Here is an 18,662-nt window from a genome sequence, read left to right as displayed (position 1 = left end):
TTGCCTAGCTCAACCTGTTGGCTGGGCTGGGTTGGACTGTTCGAGATGGATTGGGGTATCCCAATCAATGATGTAAGGCTGGCCATGGTCGACATCGACCTCTACGGAGGTTTCGCTCCACTCTTGGGGCGGCGCGAATGCGATGATGACCTGCGATTGGAAGTCGCGGCATTTCCCCCGTGGCGCTACCTCATCGGATTCTGGCAGATACTTAGTATGTTCGCACACATAGGCCAGAACATCATTGCCCTTGAGCTGGACCAGCAGCCACCGCATCCGTTGCCGAACCTCAGCTGTTCGTGGGTCTTCCTGCTCCATGAAGCAGGGGTGGGTCTCACGGCTCACTTCGCGCGACAACGCGATCAATTCGTCCGCATGTCCCGTCAGTTCAGCGTCCAGTTCAATATGAACTTCGACCTTGACCACTTCCGCGCGGCGTGCGGACTCGAAAAGAGCATCTGCTGAGCCAACCAACGTCGCACTGTCTTTGTCGAAGCGAGGGTACAGCTGCTTACCGCACAGTCGGCTGATGGTTGGCGCCGTCAGTGGGATCAGAGGCGGCGTGGGGATCAGTTTGGGACCGACAGCGGAGAACACGATGTCATCTAGGGTGCGGCCCAAGGTGATGGCGATGCGTATTGCCAAGTCCTTGTCCCAGAGGTTATTTCCTTTCTCAATTTTTCGCAGCGTCCGCTCCGAGATCGCCACCTCATGCGCCAAAATCTTCTGGCGGGAAAACCGGCTGTGCTTCTTCCGAAGCAGGGCAACCGCGGTTCCTCGAATGCGAATCTGCTCTTTCATTAGGATTCGTCCTTTCAGGTGTAATTCTACCACGAAGTACCCGTTCGTTAAGGCGGTCTAGCCGTGGAAGAAGCGGCAAAAGCGGCAATTAGGCTAGGAATGGGTTAGGCCTCTTGGAATAGTCCGGGTACCGGGGAAACCTGCGTGCACGTCCACGCCATCATGCCCCGAAGGGCCGAGTCTTGTGTCTACCGGGCCACGATTTCTCAGTAAGAAACCCGGGGTCGGCGCATGCGCGCCAACCTCTTGAAAAGTGAGCGAGGTCGCCCCGGGATTGGGTTGCAGACCTTCTGGTTCATTGGTCGACAGTTATCGACCAGTAGATGTATGGCATACTATGGCACGGTCATTTGGAGGCCGATTGCAATGGTGACGCCGGAAGCAACCCATGAGCGACGACGAAGAAAGAAAATTCTTTGAGCTCCGCAAGGAAGGCAAGACCTACCTCAGCAAAGTGTTTACTCATGGAGCTATCAATCCGCAGCGTCGGCGTCTCGCCCACACCGTATTCGAAGGCACTGAGCGGGCGGTTCTAGGCGAAGTCGAGGGAGCACTTTGCTTGCGGCTTTCTGGCGACCAGCGCAAGACGCAGGTCACGGCGCTTATCAGCCAAGACGACGCAGCGATCAAGCGGGTGACGCTGCAAACATTCAAGTCTCGCGCCGGCGATTGGTACCAAGGATATGAAAAAGACGCCTTCACTTTTCGACCTGACGAGTTTGAGAAACTCCTCGAATTTCTTAATCGAATAAAGTTTATCGACCTCTCGAACGAAGACCGGTTTCAAGTGGAAGACATTTCCGTTGCAGCCGGGCCTAAGATCATCACTGACGCCGCGGATAGGGCCCTAATCAACAGGATCAAGAAACTTGACGGCGCCGAGCGCGAGCATCTTTTCCGCTCGCTCCACGCAGACCTAACTCCAAAAGAGATTAACCTGCTCTTGGGCCGCAGGCAGGCACTAGAGGAGTTCGAAGCCCAGATCGGAAAAGGCGAATGGGCCGAAGCGGCTTGGCAAGATTTTTTCGAGATGCAGAGCTGGGTCTTCGGTTACGGGCTTGATTATCGAGTAATGCGGCTCTTCAATCGGGAGATGGTCGTTGGTGCAGCCGGTACGGACAACCGCAACAAGCCGATTGTGGATTACCTAATGACCTTTACCGATTACACGGTGCTTGTCGAAATCAAGCGACCGGACACACCCATATTCCAATCTCGGAGGCCTGGTCGCGCCGGTACGTGGCGATTCAGTTCAGACTTCGTGGATGCGGTCTCACAGGTTCTTGAACAAAAGGCGGAGTGGTTGAGCACAGCCCAGTCTGGTGACCACTTCGACAAGTCGGGCACGCGCCGCTTGGAGGCCAGAACGCGCGACACCAAAACGATCCTTGTGATTGGAAATCGGGCGGAGTTTGACCAGCCGGATAATTTACGTGATGCAACAGTCAAGCGCGATACTTTCGAGCTTTTTCGACGCGACACCCGAGCCTTGGAAATCCTGACTTTTGACGAATTGTTGGATCGTGCGAGGTTCATTACTAAGGATTAAGTGATTTGTCGCGGTGCGGCGCAGCGAAGGGCCGTTTTGGGTCAGAAGCGGCTGTACAAATGACGAACCCGGACAAATGGTCTCTTCTGACTAAAGCGAGCATACAAATTTAGCATTATGCCTTTTCGCCAGAAATCTTCCTCCAAATACTTTCTATCTCGAAGAGTGTCACAGGCCCAACACGCCCATTGGGCATGATGACCGTGTAACGCTGCGGTCCTTTTTGCCTGCCACGCTTCACAATTGCGCCCTTGGACCTCATGAGCGCCACCAGCCGCGCCTCATTCTCCAGCGTGTCGGATGCTTGGATATCCGACTGTCGTTTCTGTATTGCGTTGGCCATACCTTCGATCTCGTCGCGATCCATGCTCAATTCCTCCGCCGTGCCTTCTTTTCCAAGTATAGTGCAGTGAATTGTAATGGTCTCGCCGCAAAATTGGGCGATTGCCCCGTCTTATCTGGACCGCCCCGCAGATTGCCGGTTCGAATGGTGTCATTGACTAGAGAGTGTCGAGGTCGGCTGAAGCCTGCTCATGGCGCACGGTCGGACTGCGGGCTCGTTCGGCGATCAAACTACGCCTTTCACTGACGGGTTCGGTCCGATGGATGGACGGCTGTCAATTCATATATGGCGAACCTTCGATTATTCCGGCAGTGTTGTGCGGGGCCTCACTCTGCAGCGACTGGGCGTTGTGGGGAGGAGCGGTGGGCGACATGATTCTCACTGACAACGAAACAAAGGTCGATCTTCTCAACAATGAGGCGATCGCCAAGACCATCATCGAGCTGTTGCGCGAAAAGCCCGAACGTGCCGTGACGATCGGGGTTCATGGTGACTGGGGTGCGGGAAAATCTAGCATCTTGGAAATGATCGAGAGCGGTCTCAGTTCTGATGAGGATGTGCTCTGCATCAAATTCAACGGGTGGCGTTTTCAAGGATTTGAAGACGCCAAGATCGCGTTGATCGAAGGCATCGTCACCGGGCTTGTCGGAAAGCGTCCGATGCTCACCCAAGCTGGCATGGCCGTGAAGGACATCTTCCGGCGGATCGACTGGCTCAAGATCGCGCGGCACGGGGGCGGTCTCGCTTTTACCGCGTTCACCGGCATCCCCACAGCCGATCAGGTTGGCGCGGTGGTCGGCACCTTGAAGGGTATCTACGCTGATCCCTCGAAACTCGCCACGAAGGAGAATTACGACAAGGCCATCGACGGTGTGCAGGGACTGTTGAGGCCCGGGGAGTCGAAAAATGTGCCGGAAGAAATCGAGGCGTTCCGGAAGGCTTTTGACGATCTGCTCGAGCAAGCGGGCGTAAAACAACTGATCGTCCTCATCGACGATCTCGATCGCTGCCTGCCGGACACGGCGATTGAGACGCTTGAAGCCGTCCGCCTATTCGTGTTCACCGCGCGGACCGCTTTCATCGTCGCCGCCGACGAGGCAATGATCGAATATTCGGTGCGCAAGCATTTTCCGGAACTGCCGGACACGACCGGCCCCCGCGACTATGCGCGCAACTATCTCGAAAAGCTGATTCAGATTCCGTTCCGCATCCCGGCTTTGGGCGAGACAGAAACCCGCATCTACGTCACCCTGTTGCTTGTCGGCGCCGAGCTGGGCGAGGACGATCCCGCTTACTCGGCGCTTATTACTGTAGCTCGTGAGTTACTCAAACGCCCTTGGCAAACGGTCGGACTCGATGCGCAGACGGTCAAGACCGCCTTGGGCGACAAAGCCGGTCAGGTCCAGAACGCGCTCACCTTGAGCGATCAGATCGGTCCGATCCTGGCCAGCGGGACTCAGGGCAATCCGCGACAGATCAAGCGCTTCCTGAACACCCTGCTGCTGCGCCACCAGACTGCGCTTGCTCGCGGTTTCGGAGATGAGGTCAAGCTACCCGTCCTGGCCAAGCTCATGCTGGCCGAACGCTTCCTCTCCAGATTGTTCGACCAGATCGCCAGCGCGGCCGCCCGCAATCCAGACGGTCGCTGCGAAGATCTGGCAGCTCTTGAAGCGGTCGCTTCGGAAGAGAAGCCGACCCCAAAAACGAGACGGACCGGACCGAAGATCAGGTCCACCGACGATGCGAAGGCTACCGCTGTGCCGGACTCCAAGGACAGCGCCATCCTGACTGAATGGAAGGCGGCCGACGCGATACGGGCATGGGCGCGGCTGTCGCCGGCTCTGGCCAATGTCGATCTGCGCCCATATCTGTTCGTTACCAAGGATCGGAAGGATTATTTTGGTGCGGCGTCGGTCCTGGGGCGTCTCGCCGCTGTGGTAGACAAATTGCTCGGGCCGAAACTCCTCGTTCAGGCTTTCGATGGCGAACTCAGGCAACTCGTTCCAGCTGAGGCCGCCCAGGTTTTCGAGGAACTGAGAGGACGCGTCATGGGTGGAGACGCCTTCGACACCGCGCCCCCTGGAATGGACGGGCTGGCAGTGCTGGTTCGCGCGCATCCGACACTGCAAGCTAATCTCCTGGATTTGCTTGAGGCCTTGCCAGCCGATCGGTGTGGGCCATGGCCGGCGTCCGGTTGGGAGGGCGTTATCAAGGATTCCGACGCCATGGCTCGATTCGATAAGCTGCTCCAAGGATGGTCCACATCCGGGTCTTCCGTCTTGAAGACGACGGCTGGCGTTGCGCGTCGTACGCGGAAGGGAGCACGCTAATGGGCACGTCGAGCGCATATGGCGGTGCGGGCGGCGGCACACCGCTCATTCCAAGCTGGTTGCAAGGGGACGGCGATGGTGGTGCCGACAACGGCGCGGGTGATGGTGACGGGGCACAACCTTCATTACCCGACGGATCGCCTTCAGCACCCCCTCCCGCACCGGCACCCCGGCCAACCGTGCCTGCAGGCGCGTCGGATCGGTTCACATCGGCCCGAACTAATTTCACGCGCTTCGTAAGCTCGGGCGGTAGCGATCGCAGAAGCCTCGGCCGCGCTGTCTCGCAATATGTGTCCAAATCGGCAGGCGGCTCGCGCCAAGCCGCACAGCGCATGGGCTCTTCGCGGGGAGCGGGCGCCGGGCTCGTCCGATTCCTCAACGACGCGAGCGCCAATGGCGTTCGCGAAGCGCTGCGAACGCTCAACCTCGAAAGCCTCGCGGGGCGACCGATCGAGGAAGTGTTCGCGGGGCTCGCCGACTACATCTGCCCCGAAGGCGGGTCAATCGACGAGGGGATCGCCCGAGACGCCTTTGTCGAGACAATCGCCGACCTCGCCGACGCCGGTATTACCGACATCGACGCGCTGACACCGGGCCAGATCCAGACCGTCTTCGAACTATATGCGACACACGCGATCGAGGCTCGCATCTGCAACGACATCGGTACCAAGGTCGTGATCTTACCCGCCGATCCGCGCACGGCCGAGAGGGTTCAGGCACAACTCCGTGACTTCATCCAGCGCGGTGTTAGTGATGCTATCAACGCTGCGGGTGTCAATATCCAGTCGTTGACTCCTGACGCAGTGATGGGCTTCGTGACTGGCGTCTATCAGTCCGCCTTCGAGGTATTGGAGACGATGGGTGATAAAGAGGCAGCGAAATGAGACGCCATGTTATCATTGGCCGTTTCGGCCCGGATGATAAGACTCGTGTGCCCAAAGCGCGCGACGAGATCGCATCGACCTTGCAATTGGTAGCGAACAACCGTCTCGATCACGGGATCGGCCGCGCCTTGGCCGATCTCAAGGCGTTACATCTGACCCCGAGCGAGATAGGCGCGGACTTTCTCGTCGTCGCTGCTCACGTTCATGCTGCAGACACCCGCCTCTCCCGCTCGACTGAATCGCAGGATGCCTGGACGCGCGAGCTTCGCTTGGTCGTCCCCGTGAGCGATCCGGCGCGATGGACGGCCGCCGCGCCCATCTTGGTCCGCGCTTTGAACTTCCTGACCGGCGACAGATGGGATGTCGGATTCCGCAAACGGGCCAAGGGCTATGCGAAGCTGATTCCTTCTGCTGCGCCCGACCTTATTCCCGCCCCGTTCGATGGCGTGAGCCTGTTCTCCGGTGGCTTGGACAGTCTGATCGGCGCGATTGACAGCTTGAGCGCCGGCGAGACACCGCTCCTGGTCAGCCACGCGGGCGAAGGACTGGTGAGCAAGTCGCAGGAGCGGTGCTTCGAAGGTTTGAAAGCCGCTTACAAGACGTCCGCTTTCGATCGGCTAAGGGTATGGATGACTTTCGATACCGGACTGGTCGAGGGTGTCGGATCGGAGGACACTACGCGAGGCCGATCATTCTTGTTCTTCTCGCTCGGTATCGCCGCCGGTACCGCGCTAGGTCGCGATTTCGTGCTGAAAGTGCCCGAGAACGGTCTGATCGCGCTCAACGTACCGCTTGATCGACTCCGGCTCGGCGCACTCAGTACCCGGACGACGCATCCTTTCTACATGGCCCGGTGGAACGATTTGCTCCGTGCGCTCGGTGTCGGAGGGGAGGTTGAGAATCCCTATTGGGACAAGACCAAGGGGGAGATGGTCGCCCAATGCGCCAATCCTGCGCTGTTGAAGCAGCTTGCCCCGCTGTCGCTATCATGTTCGTCACCAACGAAGGGGCGCTGGACGAAGAAGCCGCAGGGACACTGCGGTTATTGCTTGCCCTGTCTCATTCGTCGCGCCTCGTTACAAGGGCAGGATTCGACAGTTTATAGCGTGCCCGACCTCAAGGCTGCGACATTGGACACTAGGCAGGCCGAAGGTCAGCAAGTTAGATCCTTCCAGATCGCCATTGCACGCTTGTCGAAACGCCCCGAACTCGCCAAGGCTCTCATCCACAAGCCAGGGCCGCTCTACGATGATCCCTCTCGGCACGATGCCCTAGCCGATGTCTACCGGCGCGGGTTGGAGGAGGTGGGAGGCTTGCTGACCGGCGTTCGCGCCGCACCGTCATAAGAGGCCCCATGCGATCGGGTCTCGTCGATTTTCATTGCCACCTCGATCTCTACCCCGACCACGCAGCCGCGGTGGAGCGTTGCGAGCGCGATGGCGTGTTCACCCTCGCCGTAACCACCACGCCCAAGGCTTGGCCGCGGAACCACGAACTGGCGTCTGCCACCCGCCATGTTCGGGCGGCTCTTGGCCTGCATCCTCAACTGGTTGCAGAACGCGCTCATGAGATCGGGCTATGGGAGGAATTGCTGCCGCGAACCCGCTATGTGGGCGAGGTCGGGCTGGACGCCGGTCCGCGGTTCTACAGGTCGCTCGATACGCAAAAGGAGATTTTCGCTCGCGTGCTGACACTCTGCGCCGCAGCGGGGAACAAGATCGTCACGACGCATAGCGTCCGAGCGACCAAGGCCGTGCTCGATATGATCGAGCAATACATGCCGCCTACACGCGGTCGCGTGGTACTTCACTGGTTCACCGGCACCGCAGCAGAAGCCAAGAGAGCGGTCGATCTTGGCTGCCATTTTTCAGTGAACGCGGAGATGCTCATCAACGAGAAGCGCGCCGCGATTACCAAGACACTACCGTTGGACCGCGTTTTGACGGAAACAGACGGTCCATTTACACAGACCGGTGCCCGGCCCACCAGACCGAGTGATGTCTGGATCGCGGTGGAAGCCCTCGCGCGTCTACACGCAATGCCGCCAGCAGATATGTCCGTCGCTATCATGCGAAATCTGAAAAGCTTGTTAGAGCAAGCGTAGACACATTCCCTCGGACTGCTGGCCTATCTCCGCTGCACATCCGCACACGACTGTCACGATCAGAGAGGATGGAGTTTGGTACGCGGGGTGATGTCCGCTTCTGGCGCGAAGCGGTCTATTCGTCTCGGCCCGTCCGTTTGAAGATGAATTTTTACTCGTGGTGGAGCGTCGGGGAAATCATACTCGTTTCGCAACCGGAGATTGGGTGCGAACGACCCACGGAGCTACGAGCGGTTGCTGGCAGAGATATCCGTACGCTGGCATTGGGGGCAACATGATTTGGACGATTGTCTAGAGCAGCATAGCGATGCTCTGCCACAGCATTCCGATGAGCATCAGCGTTGCGCCGGCAATGGTGACAATCCGCCCCAGAAGGTCCACGCGCTGCATCAACAGACAGCCCGCTGTCAGGACCGCAAAACCTGCCCCTGTCGTCACCAACGCCATCAATTCATCCGCAGGCATTCCCGGTCGTCAATTGCGACTACCCGCTCGCCGCTAATTACCGCGGATACAGCGGAGCAGAGAGCGGAGTGTCTTGTAGGGTAGTAGTCAAAGAATCTGAAATATAGCGTAGGACAAGGAGCATAGGTTCTCGCTTCTATCAAGGATAGACGTGGACCGATGTAGCCATGCTTGCCCGGCTGGCACCCGTGACCACTGTATCTGGTGCGTTCGTCATTGTGTAATCGCCGCAATGGCCCGCAGTGTTTCGGCAACATCGTTGGCACAATAATCGCCGTACTCGCTCTTGCGACAGCCAGAAGCATTGGTATTGATTCCGTTCCAACCTCTTTCGCAATTGCGGCCGCAATCAATTTCGTTCGCGGCAGCTAAAAGCGCGGCGGGATTGGCGAGTAGGTCGCGGGTGTTAAGTGCGCTACGCAGCCTCTCTAGTTCACGTTCCGCTTTTTCCGCCTCAAGAAAGTAGGTGGCGGCCACGCGCATCAGTTCGGCAACCTTGTCTTCCTGCAACCGGACAGTGGCGTGGGCTTCCACAATCTTGCTCTTTAATTCTTTAGGCATGCTCAGCCCCAGATTTGGTATGTGGCGACGAAAAAAGGATAGGCACGATTGAACTGCAAACCATTTCGATCTCATGGGCTTCCGGGACACTACGTGTGTTCATGTTGCTTCACTGCAAAGTGCAAACGCTCAACATGCATCATGCTGAGTGAGTCTCAGAAACATCCTCACGTTGGCCAAGCGGAAGCGAAGGGGATAGCGTGAAATTGCGCCACTATTTCCGCAACGCGGATGATGTCTGCCGTGTCCCTCTTGTTGTCCAATCGGTCAACGTCGAATGTTAAACCTGTTAGACGGTCTCCGGAACCGGAGGTGAGGGCCACCGAGTGCGTAGATGGCGAGTTTTTGCCAAGTAATTGATATCAAACGATTTGTCCCGCAAATCCCGGATTTTGACCGTTTGTGGGACAAATTCAATAATATCAAAGACTTAGGCCTTCCAAAGGAAGGTGTGTGCTTTCGGCATCGGTCGTTCAGATAACTCGCGGCAGTGCCATCATTGCCGGATCTTCAGTGCCTGAATCACCCACCCAAGCTTTACAATCTGGCTGATTCAACATCCTGGTTGGATGGAGCAACAAGATGAGCCTCTAACGACGATATTGCGTTGCTCTGCTTAGTCGGAGTTGTTCGCGCTATCCATGTCTTTCAAAAGATGGGAAATGAGGCCGCCTATGTCATTTGCTTTCTTGTATTGTGCGAGCATGGGTTTTGACCTCTCGACAAGCTGGCTGATCAATTGAGAAGTTGACCAGCGAAGGTCGGAGGCAATGCCGTCAAGTAAGCTGGCAGTTTCGTATTCAAGTCTGACTGTCACAGGCCGAAGCGCTTCTCGATCATGCTTGTCTGTGATCGTGCTGTGTCTCTCACCCATCTGTTGTGCCCTCGCAATTCTTCTAACCGCACATGTCTGTAAGTTGTAGTAAATTTTAGGAGTTTGTACCGTGGGAGTATAGACCTATGAAATTAATCAGCACGATTCACATAAACATGCGCTTGGCGATGGGATCACCACCGGTGTGTCGCCAGATAGATTTCGCGCGATAGAGGTCATACGTTCTTCGATTTGGTCGCTGAAGGCTTATCCCGTTGTCCCAACCACCCACAATAGGTAGAGGGACTCGGCCGGGCTTTTTGGGGTCATCTGGCGGCTCCGACGGAGCCGCTTCGATGCGCAAGCCGCGTTCACTTATAGCCTTCCAGAAGCATTTCCGGATGAAGCGGCATGTGCCGGATTCTTCGCCAAGCGACGCTGGTCTAATCGGTTCGTTTGCGCCGGGGGTAGACATCGGTCATGGCAGCGCACCGCGACGAGCACAGGCAAAGCACCCGGTGCGGTGGGCCAGTCCAGACAAAGGAGCGTGACACTTCGGTCTTCACCGATCTTTTGATCTCGGACCAATCCGATTTCTTGATCTCACTGAAGGCGCTCGCGCCCCGTATGTCGATTCCCGGCATGGTATCGAGGCGGTAGTTTTTTGACTGAGGCGTGCGACTTATGTAAACGACAGGATTCGTGCTCGACAAATGTCGAGTACGCTCGCGACTATCTTTCGCATATCGTCGGTGAGTCGGATGGCCGCCGGCAAGCTGAGATCGTCGACGGCACCGAGCATCCGCTGCAACACATCGTCCATTGCAGCATCGGCATCCCTCGCCCGCAGCCCAGCGGTCGTTGCAAGTGCGCGGAAATCGGCACGACGTAGATTATCGTCCTTGCCGTTGAGCTTGAGCGCCATGCGATCATGCTTGAGATTAGGAAAGACTCGCGTCGTCACCGCGTCGTACAGCGGCGCCATCCGCACACTCCGAAACTGCTTCTCTCCAGACTCGGCGATTTTGAGCAACGCCATGTTCTTGAGGTGCATGTCGCCATCGGCGATCAGCCACGCGAACAGCGCGCGCTTAACGATAATGAGAAGGTCATTGTCAGGCGCCGTCGATAATGGGCGAACCGCACGCGCGACCCGTTCCATGGAGCTGCTGTACTTGGCTACGGTAGGCAGTTCGAGAACGGAACAGAGGTCCTCGAGAGCCAGTATCCTTGTGTCCTCCGGCCTCTCGCGAATGTCGAAGCGTTCCACTATCAAGGCCGGGGGCATGCCATCCGGCATTTCGACGAGCGCTGTAGCGTAAGTTTCGAATCCTGCGGCCCGGCCAAGCGCCATGGCGGTCCATTCGACAAGCGGCAGGGCATCGTAACCGCTGGTCCCCGCTGGCTTCAGGATATGTGTAAAAGGCTTGCCCATACTTGGCGTAAGGACACCTTCGGGATCGAGATACATCGGCGCCTTTATCTGAACGCCAGAAAGGCGCGGTGTATCGGCGCGCTGATAAATCAGCGCGAGGTTAGCCTCGAAGTTCGCCTCGATTTCGCTGCGGCCCGGTCCGGCATAGCCGCCGGTGAACGCGCCGTTGCTGGAATGTTGATCAAGGCGGGTTAGCAGAACGTCCAGCGGCAACGCTGCCAGTTCGGCTTCGCGTTCAACGATTGTGATATTCGACATGTAGCGCTTGCCCGACCGCAGCAGCGTGCGCTCGTCCTTGTCCTTGAGGACATTTTCGAGCCAGCCCTCCGGGAGCAGGGAGACAATAAAAGGCGGCAGCTTGCCGGGCGTGGTCTGCCGGATGAGCGGAGGACCCTCTCCGCCAGACGGCTGCCAGCGCCATTCGAAACCGTCATGGAGTAAATGACCTATTGATACACCATGCCAGGCGACAATGAGGTCGAGTGCCGCCTCATTCTTTGTCGGCGTCGCGCTTGGCTTATGCCGGAGATAGCGCTCGGCTGCCTCACCCTCACGATACCATCCGCTCTCACGGGCAAGCGTCCAAAGCGCGTCCGTCGCCGCCTGCGGACTGCCGTATTCCTCGATCAGGCGGGCGGCGATCGTCGCCCGCATCTCTTCGTCGATCGACGCAGCGTGTTCACTGCGCAGGCGGAAGGCTTCAAGGAAGCGCTGACGGATCGACGAGACACGGACATGGAATTCGCCCATGCCATCATCGACGACGGCGTCACCGACGGACGGTTGTTTGGGCGCTTCGTTCTGGATGATCTCCAGCGCGCGGATGCGCGTGCGTTGCTTGCGCCGCGCGCTCAGAAATAGCCGCCCATCGCGGGTCGGCCCGAGCAAGGCGGCGCTGGCACCGGACAGGTAGGCTTGAGGGTAAAGATATTTAGCGATGCGGACGGCGTGCCTGAGCACGACGGCATCGATATCGTCGCCAGCGTCGACGTAGATACCCCGCATAAGCTGGACGAGTTTACCCGTCTCGGCCATGTAGTGGCTGCGGGTTTTGTCCAGAGTTTCGCCGACGAGGTGGAGTGCCATGCTAACTTTTCCGTACTTAAAGTACGAGAAAGTTAGTATTTATGACACCTTCGGTCAAGATGAATTATAACCCTCTCGTACTTTAAGTACGGGAAAGTTAGACAAGATGCGGTCCAACGAGACGTAGCAGAGCTATTGTCCGCCATACTTGCTTAGAAGCGTTCCCGCCCACGCATGTCTCTGCGGCGCAAGACGGCGATGGGGATGCGTTCGGATAGCGCATCGAGCGCCTTCGCATGGACACGGGAACCACTGAACCGATCTGCTCCAGCCGTCTCGACCGGTTGATTCAACATCTTGATTAGATGGGACAACGGGATAAGCCTTGGTCGCTGGGTAGCCAAATCGAAGAACGAAAATGGGGAACGGCAACTTAATTCCCAATTTGACGTCTAGATTTGAGGAAATCACAATCTTTTGTTGGGAAATGTACTCGATTCAGCTTTCCGTTGCTCTTCTGTTTTTGCTTTGACGGACTGAGCTTTTAAAATGGTTCGAGTAAAACTTGTCCACAAGGATATCGACTGAGACGCTGCGTCAGCCTGTGGGGGCACTCCGCGTCTCAGTCGATATCCTTGTGGACAAGTTCACTGGCATGCGAATCTTATATTAGCGCATGCTAGAAACAGTAACGGGAGCCATCACATTGGGCGTTACCACCATAGCGAAATATCCTATTTTGGGGGTGACCGGAAAACCCTTCAACATCGCGTCCTATGCGCTGCTGACGATGATGGTGGCGCAGGTGACGGGCCTCAAGCCCGGCGAATTCATTCACACATTCGGCGACGCACATCTTTATCTCAATCATCTGGAGCAGGCCGACAAGCAGCTCCTCCGCGATCCGAAGCCCCTGCCGCTCATGCACATCAATCCGGATGTGAAGAGCCTTTTCGATTTCACCTATGACGATTTTAGGCTCGAAGGCTACGAGGCGCATCCGCATATCGCCGCGCCTGTTGCCGTCTGATGCGGACGCGGCAGCGAATGCTGCTCTTCGGCGTGACGCTCATCGTGCTGCTGCTCGCCGCCTTTGCGATGTTCGCCATTCTCGTCAGTCTCCGCCCGCTCGATCCGGAGGCGATGCGCGCGCCGGATTTCACGGCGCTATCTGAAAGCCGGGTGGTGTGATGGATGTTCATGTCAGCTTTGTCGTCGCCATCGCCGACAACGGCATCATCGGCCGCGACAACGGCCTGCCGTGGCGGCTTTCGGGCGACATGGCCCATTTCAAGCGCCTGACGATGGGCAAGCCCGTCATCATGGGCCGCAAGACATGGGAATCGCTGCCGAAGAAACCGCTGCCCGGACGCACGAACATTGTCGTCACGCGCGACGCGGCTTACGTGGCGGAGGGCGCGGAGCTTGCGACGTCGGCATCGGCTGCGCTGGCGCTGGGCCGGGCGCTGGCGGCGCAGGCCGGGGCCGACGAAATCATGGTGATCGGCGGCGCGCAGCTTTACGCCGAAACATTCGACCGTGCCGACCGCCTCTACATCACCGAGGTTCACGCCGCGCCCGAGGGCGATGTCCGCTTTCCGGCCTTCGACCGGCGGCAATGGCGCGAGGTCTCGCGCGAGCACCACAAGGCCGGCGAGAAGGACAGCGCGGATTATTCCATCGTCGTCCTCGAACGGGCGGGCTGAAAGCGCATTTTGACCATCGGTCAGTCGGCCGCTCGCGCAATTGAGTTGCGCCTTTCCCGGTCCCATACTCCGCGCAACGATTGCAGCCGGGGGGCGTTGCGTGAAGAAACTTGCCGCACTTCTTCTTTCGCTGGCGCTTGCCGGTTGTTGGGAGCGCGCGCCAGAAGGGGAAAGTTCAGCCATGGACGATGCCAGAACGGAGATCGCCGATCTCGTCAACAACTGGGCCCTCTTCCGCGATCAGGAGAAGTGGGACGCGCTTTCCGGCACCTTCCATGAGGGGGGCACGATTTCGCTGAGCTGGTTCGATGGGCCGCATGAAGGTTTCATCGCGGCGTCGCGCCAGCTTGCCGCGCGCGGCGGCGCGCTGCTCAAGCATCATATCGGCGTGCCGCGCATCCGCATCAGCGGCGACAGGGCGCTGAGCGAGGTCAACGTGACCATCATGGTGCGCGCGAAAACGCCGGCCGGCGAAGTCGACACGACATCCTATGCGCGCTTCATCGACCGGATCGAAAAGCGGGACGGCACATGGCGCATCGTGAAGCGCGTTGCCGTCTATGAAAAGGATCGCGCCGATCCGGTGGACCGTGCGTCGCTGCCGGACGGCTTCTTCGACGGGCTGGAGAAATTTCCGGCGGAGTTGAAATTTCTTGCCGCCAGTCTCGACAAGGCCGGTATTCCACTTTCGCCCGCGACTGTGCTCGACAAGAGTCCGGAACTCGCCGCGCTTCACGCCGAGGGCGATGCCTGGCTCGCCGGGAATTGACGTTTCCGTGTTTTGAAAGCCGCCGCGATTGAGTTTCCAGTGCGGGAGCCTCACAATGCGCGTCTCTCATTGCGATTTTTCAGCGGGGACGACATATGGACGTGCGTGCGGCGGTGGCATTCGAGGCGGGACGCCCTCTCGAAATCGAAACGGTGCAACTCGACGGGCCAAAGGCCGGCGAGGTGCTGGTCGAGATCAAGGCCACCGGCATCTGCCACACCGATGCGTTCACGCTGACGGGCGAAGACCCGGAAGGCGCCTTCCCGGCGATCCTCGGCCATGAGGGTGCGGGCGTCGTCGTCGAGGTCGGTCCCGGCGTCAAGTCGCTCGCAGTCGGCGACCATGTGATCCCGCTCTACACGCCCGAATGCCGCGAATGCAAGAGCTGCACGAGCCACAAGACCAATCTCTGCACCTCCATTCGTGCGACGCAGGGCAAGGGCGTGATGCCGGACGGCACCAGCCGCTTTTCCTGGAAGGGCAAACCGGTGCTGCACTATATGGGCTGCTCGACTTTCGCCAACTACACGGTACTGCCCGAAATCGCACTCGCCAAAGTTCGCAAGGACGCGCCTTTCGACAAGATCTGCTATATCGGCTGCGGCGTGACAACCGGCATCGGCGCCGTCCTCTTCACCGCAAAGGTGGAGGCGGGCGCGAATGTGGTGGTGTTCGGGCTCGGCGGCATCGGCCTCAACGTCATTCAGGGCGCGCGCATGGTCGGCGCCAACATGATCGTCGGCGTCGACATCAATCCGGCGCGCGAGAGCCTCGCCCGCCAGTTCGGTATGACGCATTTCGTCAATCCGAAAGAGATCAAGGGCGACATTGTCGGCCATCTCGTCGAGCTCACCGGCGGCGGCGCCGATTACAGCTTCGAATGCATCGGCAACGTCAACACAATGCGGCAGGCGCTCGAATGCTGCCATCGCGGCTGGGGCGAGAGCGTAATCATCGGCGTCGCCGGCGCCGGTCAGGAAATCTCGACACGACCGTTCCAGCTCGTCACGGGCCGCGTCTGGAAGGGCACGGCCTTCGGCGGCGCGCGCGGACGCACCGACGTGCCGCGCATCGTCGACTGGTACATGGACGGCAAGATCGACATCGACAATCTGATCACCCACACGATGCCGCTCGAAGACATCAACAAGGGTTTCGACCTGATGCATGGGGGCAAGTCGATCCGCTCCGTCGTGGTCTACTGATTGCCCGCCATTGCGGAACCCGCCGTGCATTGACAGAATGCGCCCCACAGCAATTCCGCAACAGACGGAACATCAGGGAGGACAAATATGACCGCGATGAAACTCATCGCCGACGGGCTCAAATTTCCCGAAGGCCCGATTGCGATGCCGGACGGCAGCATCGTGCTGGTCGAGATCGCACGCGGCACGCTGACGCGGGTGACGGCGGCGGGCAAGGTCGAGGTCATCGCCGATCTCGGCGGCGGGCCGAACGGCGCCGCCATCGGACCGGACGGCGCCTGCTATGTCTGCAACGATGGCGGCTTCGAATTTCACGAGGTCAACGGGGCGCTGGTGCCGGGAGACGCGCCGGCGAACTATTCGGGCGGCCGCATCGAGCGCGTCGACCTCAAGACTGGCGCGTTCAAGGTTCTCTACAGCGAATGCAACGGCATTCCGCTGAACGGACCCAACGACATCGTTTTCGATCGCCACGGCGGCTTCTGGTTCACCGACCTCGGCAAGGGGCGCGGCCGCACGCAGGACCGTGGCGGGCTCTACTACGCGAAAATCGACGGTTCGATGATCAAGGAGGTGGTTTTTCCGATCACCTCGCCGAACGGCGTCGGTCTGTCGCCCGATGAGAAGACGGTCTATGTCGCCGACACGATCCCCGGCCGGCTCTGGGCGTTCGACATTGTTGCGCCGGGCGAGGTCGCGCCGCAGCCTGGGCCGTTGCCGGGCCGCTTCGTGGCGTCCGGTCCGCAGCTTTGCTTCTTCGACAGCCTGGCGGTCGATGCGCAGGGAAATATCTGCGTGGCGACAATCTTCAACGCGGGCATCACGACCATTTCACCCGACGGTTCGAAGGTTACGCATACGCCGACCGACGATTTCATCACCACCAATATCTGCTTCGGCGGCAAGGATCTGAAGACGGCCTATATCACGCTGTCGTCGAGCGGGAGGCTCGTGGCGACGGAGTGGCCGGTGGCGGGGCTGCCGCTCAACTTCCTCAACAAGTAAGAGAATGACGGAAAGATATGTTCCGGTACCGGAATGCATCTTTCCGCATGCCAAGGGCCGTGCAAACATGCGCCGCCTTTGGGGTACACGGCGATCGAATTGATTTCAGGGAGGACAAGATGCGCCTATTTGTAAGTGTACTCGTTGCGTTGTTTGCGTTCACCGGAGCGGCCCTTGCCGATCCGTTCGCCAATTTCTACGGCAACACCGTCAAGGTGGTCGGCCCGGCTGGCGAGCGTTCGGTCTTTATCGACGAGGGCGGCGCCTATTCGCAGAAGCTGCCGGACGGCAGCACGGCGGAGGGCACTTACGAGATCGACGGCGACACCGCCTGCTTCCTCGGCGGCGAGGAGCCCTATTGCGTGCCGACGGCGGCGCGCGAGGTCGGCGAGAGCTGGGAGCTGACGGCGCCCGACGGCTCGACCGAAACCGCGACGCTGGTTGCGGGCCGCTAAGGCTTCAATCGTCGTATCGGAATGGCCGGTCCCTTGCGGGGCCGGCCTTTTTCGTTTCAGTCCTCGACCGTGATCGCCGGCGCCTTGCGGCCCGCAAGCGCCCGGTCGATATGCGCGGCGACGCGGGCGGCGATGTCGATGTAGGGCTTTGCTTCCGGACTGTCCGGCGCGGTCGCCACCACCGGCTCGCCCTTGTCGGAGGTTTCGCGGATCGTCATGTGCAGCGGCACCTCGCCGAGGAAGTCGCAGCCGAGCTTTTCGGCCATGCGCCGCGCGCCGCCTTCGCCGAAGATGTATGATTTCTCGCCCGAGCCGGGGCTGATGAAATAGGCCATGTTCTCGACGATGCCGAAGACCGGCACATGGGTCTTCTCGAACATCGCATAGCCCTTGCGCGCGTCGATCAGCGCGATTTCCTGCGGCGTCGAGACAATGACGGCGCCGGTCAGCGGCACGCGCTGCGCCATCGTCAGTTGCGCATCGCCGGTGCCGGGCGGCATGTCGACGATCAGCACGTCGAGTTCGCCCCATTCGACATCCATCATCATCTGTGTCAGCGCCGACTGCACCATCGGCCCGCGCCAGATCATCGGCGTGTCCTCGGCGACGAGGAAGCCGATCGACATGGTTTTCAGGCCGTGGTTTTCCATCGGCAGCAGCTTCTTGCCGTCGCGCGTCTCGGGCTTGCCCTTGATGCCCATCATGCGCGGGATGGAGGGGCCGTAGATGTCGGCGTCGAGCAGGCCGACGCGTCGCCCGAGCCTTGCCAGCGCCAGCGCGAGATTGACCGCGACCGTCGATTTGCCGACGCCGCCCTTGCCGCTTGCAACGGCAACGATTGCCTTGACGCCGGGAATTTGCAGCGGGCCCTGCTGCGCGCGCGGCTGTTGCGGTGCCGCGCCACGCGTGTGACGGTGCGGCGCCGCCGTGCCGCCGCTATGCGCCGTCAACACCGCCGTCACGCTCAAGACGCCGGGCAGGCGCTTCACAGCCGCCTCGCAGGCCTGGCGCAGGGGTTCTTTCGCCGGGCCCATCGCGGGATCGACCTCGAGCGAAAAGCCGACATGCCCCTCGCGCACGACCAGTCCTTGCAGGATACCGGCAGCGATGACGTCCTTGCCGGTTTCGTCGTCCACGACGCCGGAAAGTGCGGCAGCTACATCGTCTCGGCTTACGCTCATGGCTCGATCACCTGTCCGTGAATGATTCC

General features: G+C 59.4%; 17 protein-coding genes and 1 pseudogene. 12 read left to right on the top strand and 6 right to left on the bottom strand.

Translation table 11 applies throughout. From position 1 onward, the window contains the following. Positions 1-9: 9 nt before the first annotated feature. On the bottom strand, positions 10-801 hold the full coding sequence (locus KF719_RS04105; RefSeq protein WP_293507307.1) for a helix-turn-helix transcriptional regulator: 792 nt from the start codon (positions 799-801) through the stop codon (positions 10-12). Positions 802-1,189: 388 nt separating this feature from the next. Between KF719_RS04105 and KF719_RS04100 the strand changes: the two genes are divergently transcribed. Then, positions 1,190-2,350, top strand: a complete 1,161-nt coding sequence (locus KF719_RS04100; protein WP_293507305.1) for a Shedu immune nuclease family protein — start codon at positions 1,190-1,192, stop codon at positions 2,348-2,350. 115 nt (positions 2,351-2,465) lie between these two features. On the opposite strand, the gene KF719_RS04095 is transcribed toward KF719_RS04100, so the two are convergent. Next, on the bottom strand, positions 2,466-2,717 hold the full coding sequence (locus KF719_RS04095; protein ID WP_293507303.1) for a hypothetical protein: 252 nt from the start codon (positions 2,715-2,717) through the stop codon (positions 2,466-2,468). A gap of 347 nt (positions 2,718-3,064) precedes the next feature. On the opposite strand from KF719_RS04095, the gene qatA reads away from it, so the two are divergent. The 4 genes from qatA to qatD are packed head-to-tail and all read left to right on the top strand — an operon-like array spanning position 3,065 to position 8,011. After that, entirely contained in the window at positions 3,065-5,023 is a 1,959-nt protein-coding gene (qatA, locus tag KF719_RS04090; protein WP_293510575.1) for a Qat anti-phage system ATPase QatA, read from the top strand. Continuing rightward, complete coding sequence (gene qatB / locus KF719_RS04085) at positions 5,023-5,907, top strand: Qat anti-phage system associated protein QatB (RefSeq protein ID WP_293507301.1); 885 nt, start codon at positions 5,023-5,025, stop codon at positions 5,905-5,907. The genes qatA and qatB overlap by 1 nt, the downstream gene beginning before the upstream one ends. Next, a complete protein-coding gene (qatC, locus tag KF719_RS04080) occupies positions 5,904-7,253 on the top strand; it encodes a Qat anti-phage system QueC-like protein QatC (RefSeq protein WP_293507299.1) in 1,350 nt (449 codons plus the stop codon). Before qatB ends, qatC begins: the two co-directional genes overlap by 4 nt. Positions 7,254-7,261: 8 nt before the next feature. Next, positions 7,262-8,011 carry a Qat anti-phage system TatD family nuclease QatD gene (gene qatD / locus KF719_RS04075; RefSeq protein WP_293507297.1) on the top strand — a complete coding sequence of 250 codons (750 nt, stop codon included), beginning with the start codon at positions 7,262-7,264 and terminating at the stop codon, positions 8,009-8,011. 291 nt (positions 8,012-8,302) lie between these two features. Here the strand turns inward: qatD and KF719_RS04070 are convergent, their stop codons facing one another. The 3 genes from KF719_RS04070 to KF719_RS04060 all read right to left on the bottom strand — a co-directional run bounded on the left by KF719_RS04070 (position 8,303) and on the right by KF719_RS04060 (position 12,372). Then, the gene (locus tag KF719_RS04070) at positions 8,303-8,458 is read right to left on the bottom strand and encodes a hypothetical protein (protein ID WP_293507295.1); all 156 of its coding nucleotides are present in this window, start codon (positions 8,456-8,458) and stop codon (positions 8,303-8,305) included. 231 nt (positions 8,459-8,689) lie between these two features. Continuing rightward, positions 8,690-9,037 (bottom strand): hypothetical protein, encoded by a 348-nt coding sequence (locus KF719_RS04065; protein WP_293507294.1) that lies wholly within the window; start codon positions 9,035-9,037, stop codon positions 8,690-8,692. A gap of 1,496 nt (positions 9,038-10,533) precedes the next feature. Continuing rightward, positions 10,534-12,372 carry a HipA domain-containing protein gene (locus tag KF719_RS04060; RefSeq protein ID WP_293507292.1) on the bottom strand — a complete coding sequence of 613 codons (1,839 nt, stop codon included), beginning with the start codon at positions 12,370-12,372 and terminating at the stop codon, positions 10,534-10,536. Between the two features lie 679 nt (positions 12,373-13,051). Between KF719_RS04060 and thyA the strand changes: the two are divergent. From thyA to KF719_RS04025, 7 genes and pseudogenes are all read left to right on the top strand, one after another. Continuing rightward, positions 13,052-13,342 (top strand): annotated as a pseudogene (thyA, locus tag KF719_RS04055) (thymidylate synthase); the annotation flags it as partial. Between the two features lie 17 nt (positions 13,343-13,359). Continuing rightward, a complete protein-coding gene (locus KF719_RS04050) occupies positions 13,360-13,503 on the top strand; it encodes a hypothetical protein (RefSeq protein WP_293507290.1) in 144 nt (47 codons plus the stop codon). Continuing rightward, positions 13,503-14,018, top strand: coding sequence for a dihydrofolate reductase (locus KF719_RS04045; RefSeq protein ID WP_293507288.1), 516 nt, complete (start codon positions 13,503-13,505; stop codon positions 14,016-14,018). The genes KF719_RS04050 and KF719_RS04045 overlap by 1 nt, the downstream gene beginning before the upstream one ends. A 181-nt stretch (positions 14,019-14,199) precedes the next feature. Then, positions 14,200-14,787: a nuclear transport factor 2 family protein gene (locus KF719_RS04040; protein ID WP_293507286.1), complete on the top strand. Its 588-nt coding sequence runs from the start codon at positions 14,200-14,202 to the stop codon at positions 14,785-14,787. A gap of 95 nt (positions 14,788-14,882) precedes the next feature. Next, positions 14,883-15,992 carry an S-(hydroxymethyl)glutathione dehydrogenase/class III alcohol dehydrogenase gene (locus tag KF719_RS04035; RefSeq protein WP_293507284.1) on the top strand — a complete coding sequence of 370 codons (1,110 nt, stop codon included), beginning with the start codon at positions 14,883-14,885 and terminating at the stop codon, positions 15,990-15,992. An 87-nt stretch (positions 15,993-16,079) separates the two neighbouring features. Next, complete coding sequence (locus KF719_RS04030; RefSeq protein WP_293507283.1) at positions 16,080-16,997, top strand: SMP-30/gluconolactonase/LRE family protein; 918 nt, start codon at positions 16,080-16,082, stop codon at positions 16,995-16,997. A gap of 119 nt (positions 16,998-17,116) precedes the next feature. After that, on the top strand, positions 17,117-17,452 hold the full coding sequence (locus tag KF719_RS04025; RefSeq protein WP_293507281.1) for a hypothetical protein: 336 nt from the start codon (positions 17,117-17,119) through the stop codon (positions 17,450-17,452). 56 nt (positions 17,453-17,508) lie between these two features. On the opposite strand, the gene apbC is transcribed toward KF719_RS04025, so the two are convergent. Next, positions 17,509-18,633 (bottom strand): iron-sulfur cluster carrier protein ApbC, encoded by a 1,125-nt coding sequence (apbC, locus tag KF719_RS04020; protein ID WP_293507279.1) that lies wholly within the window; start codon positions 18,631-18,633, stop codon positions 17,509-17,511. Positions 18,634-18,662 lie beyond the last annotated feature (29 nt).

This window comes from Parvibaculum sp. (assembly GCF_019635935.1).
Taxonomy (GTDB): domain Bacteria; phylum Pseudomonadota; class Alphaproteobacteria; order Parvibaculales; family Parvibaculaceae; genus Parvibaculum.
The sequence above is the reverse complement of the archived record's forward strand: the minus strand, read 5'-3'. Positions and strand labels throughout refer to the sequence as shown.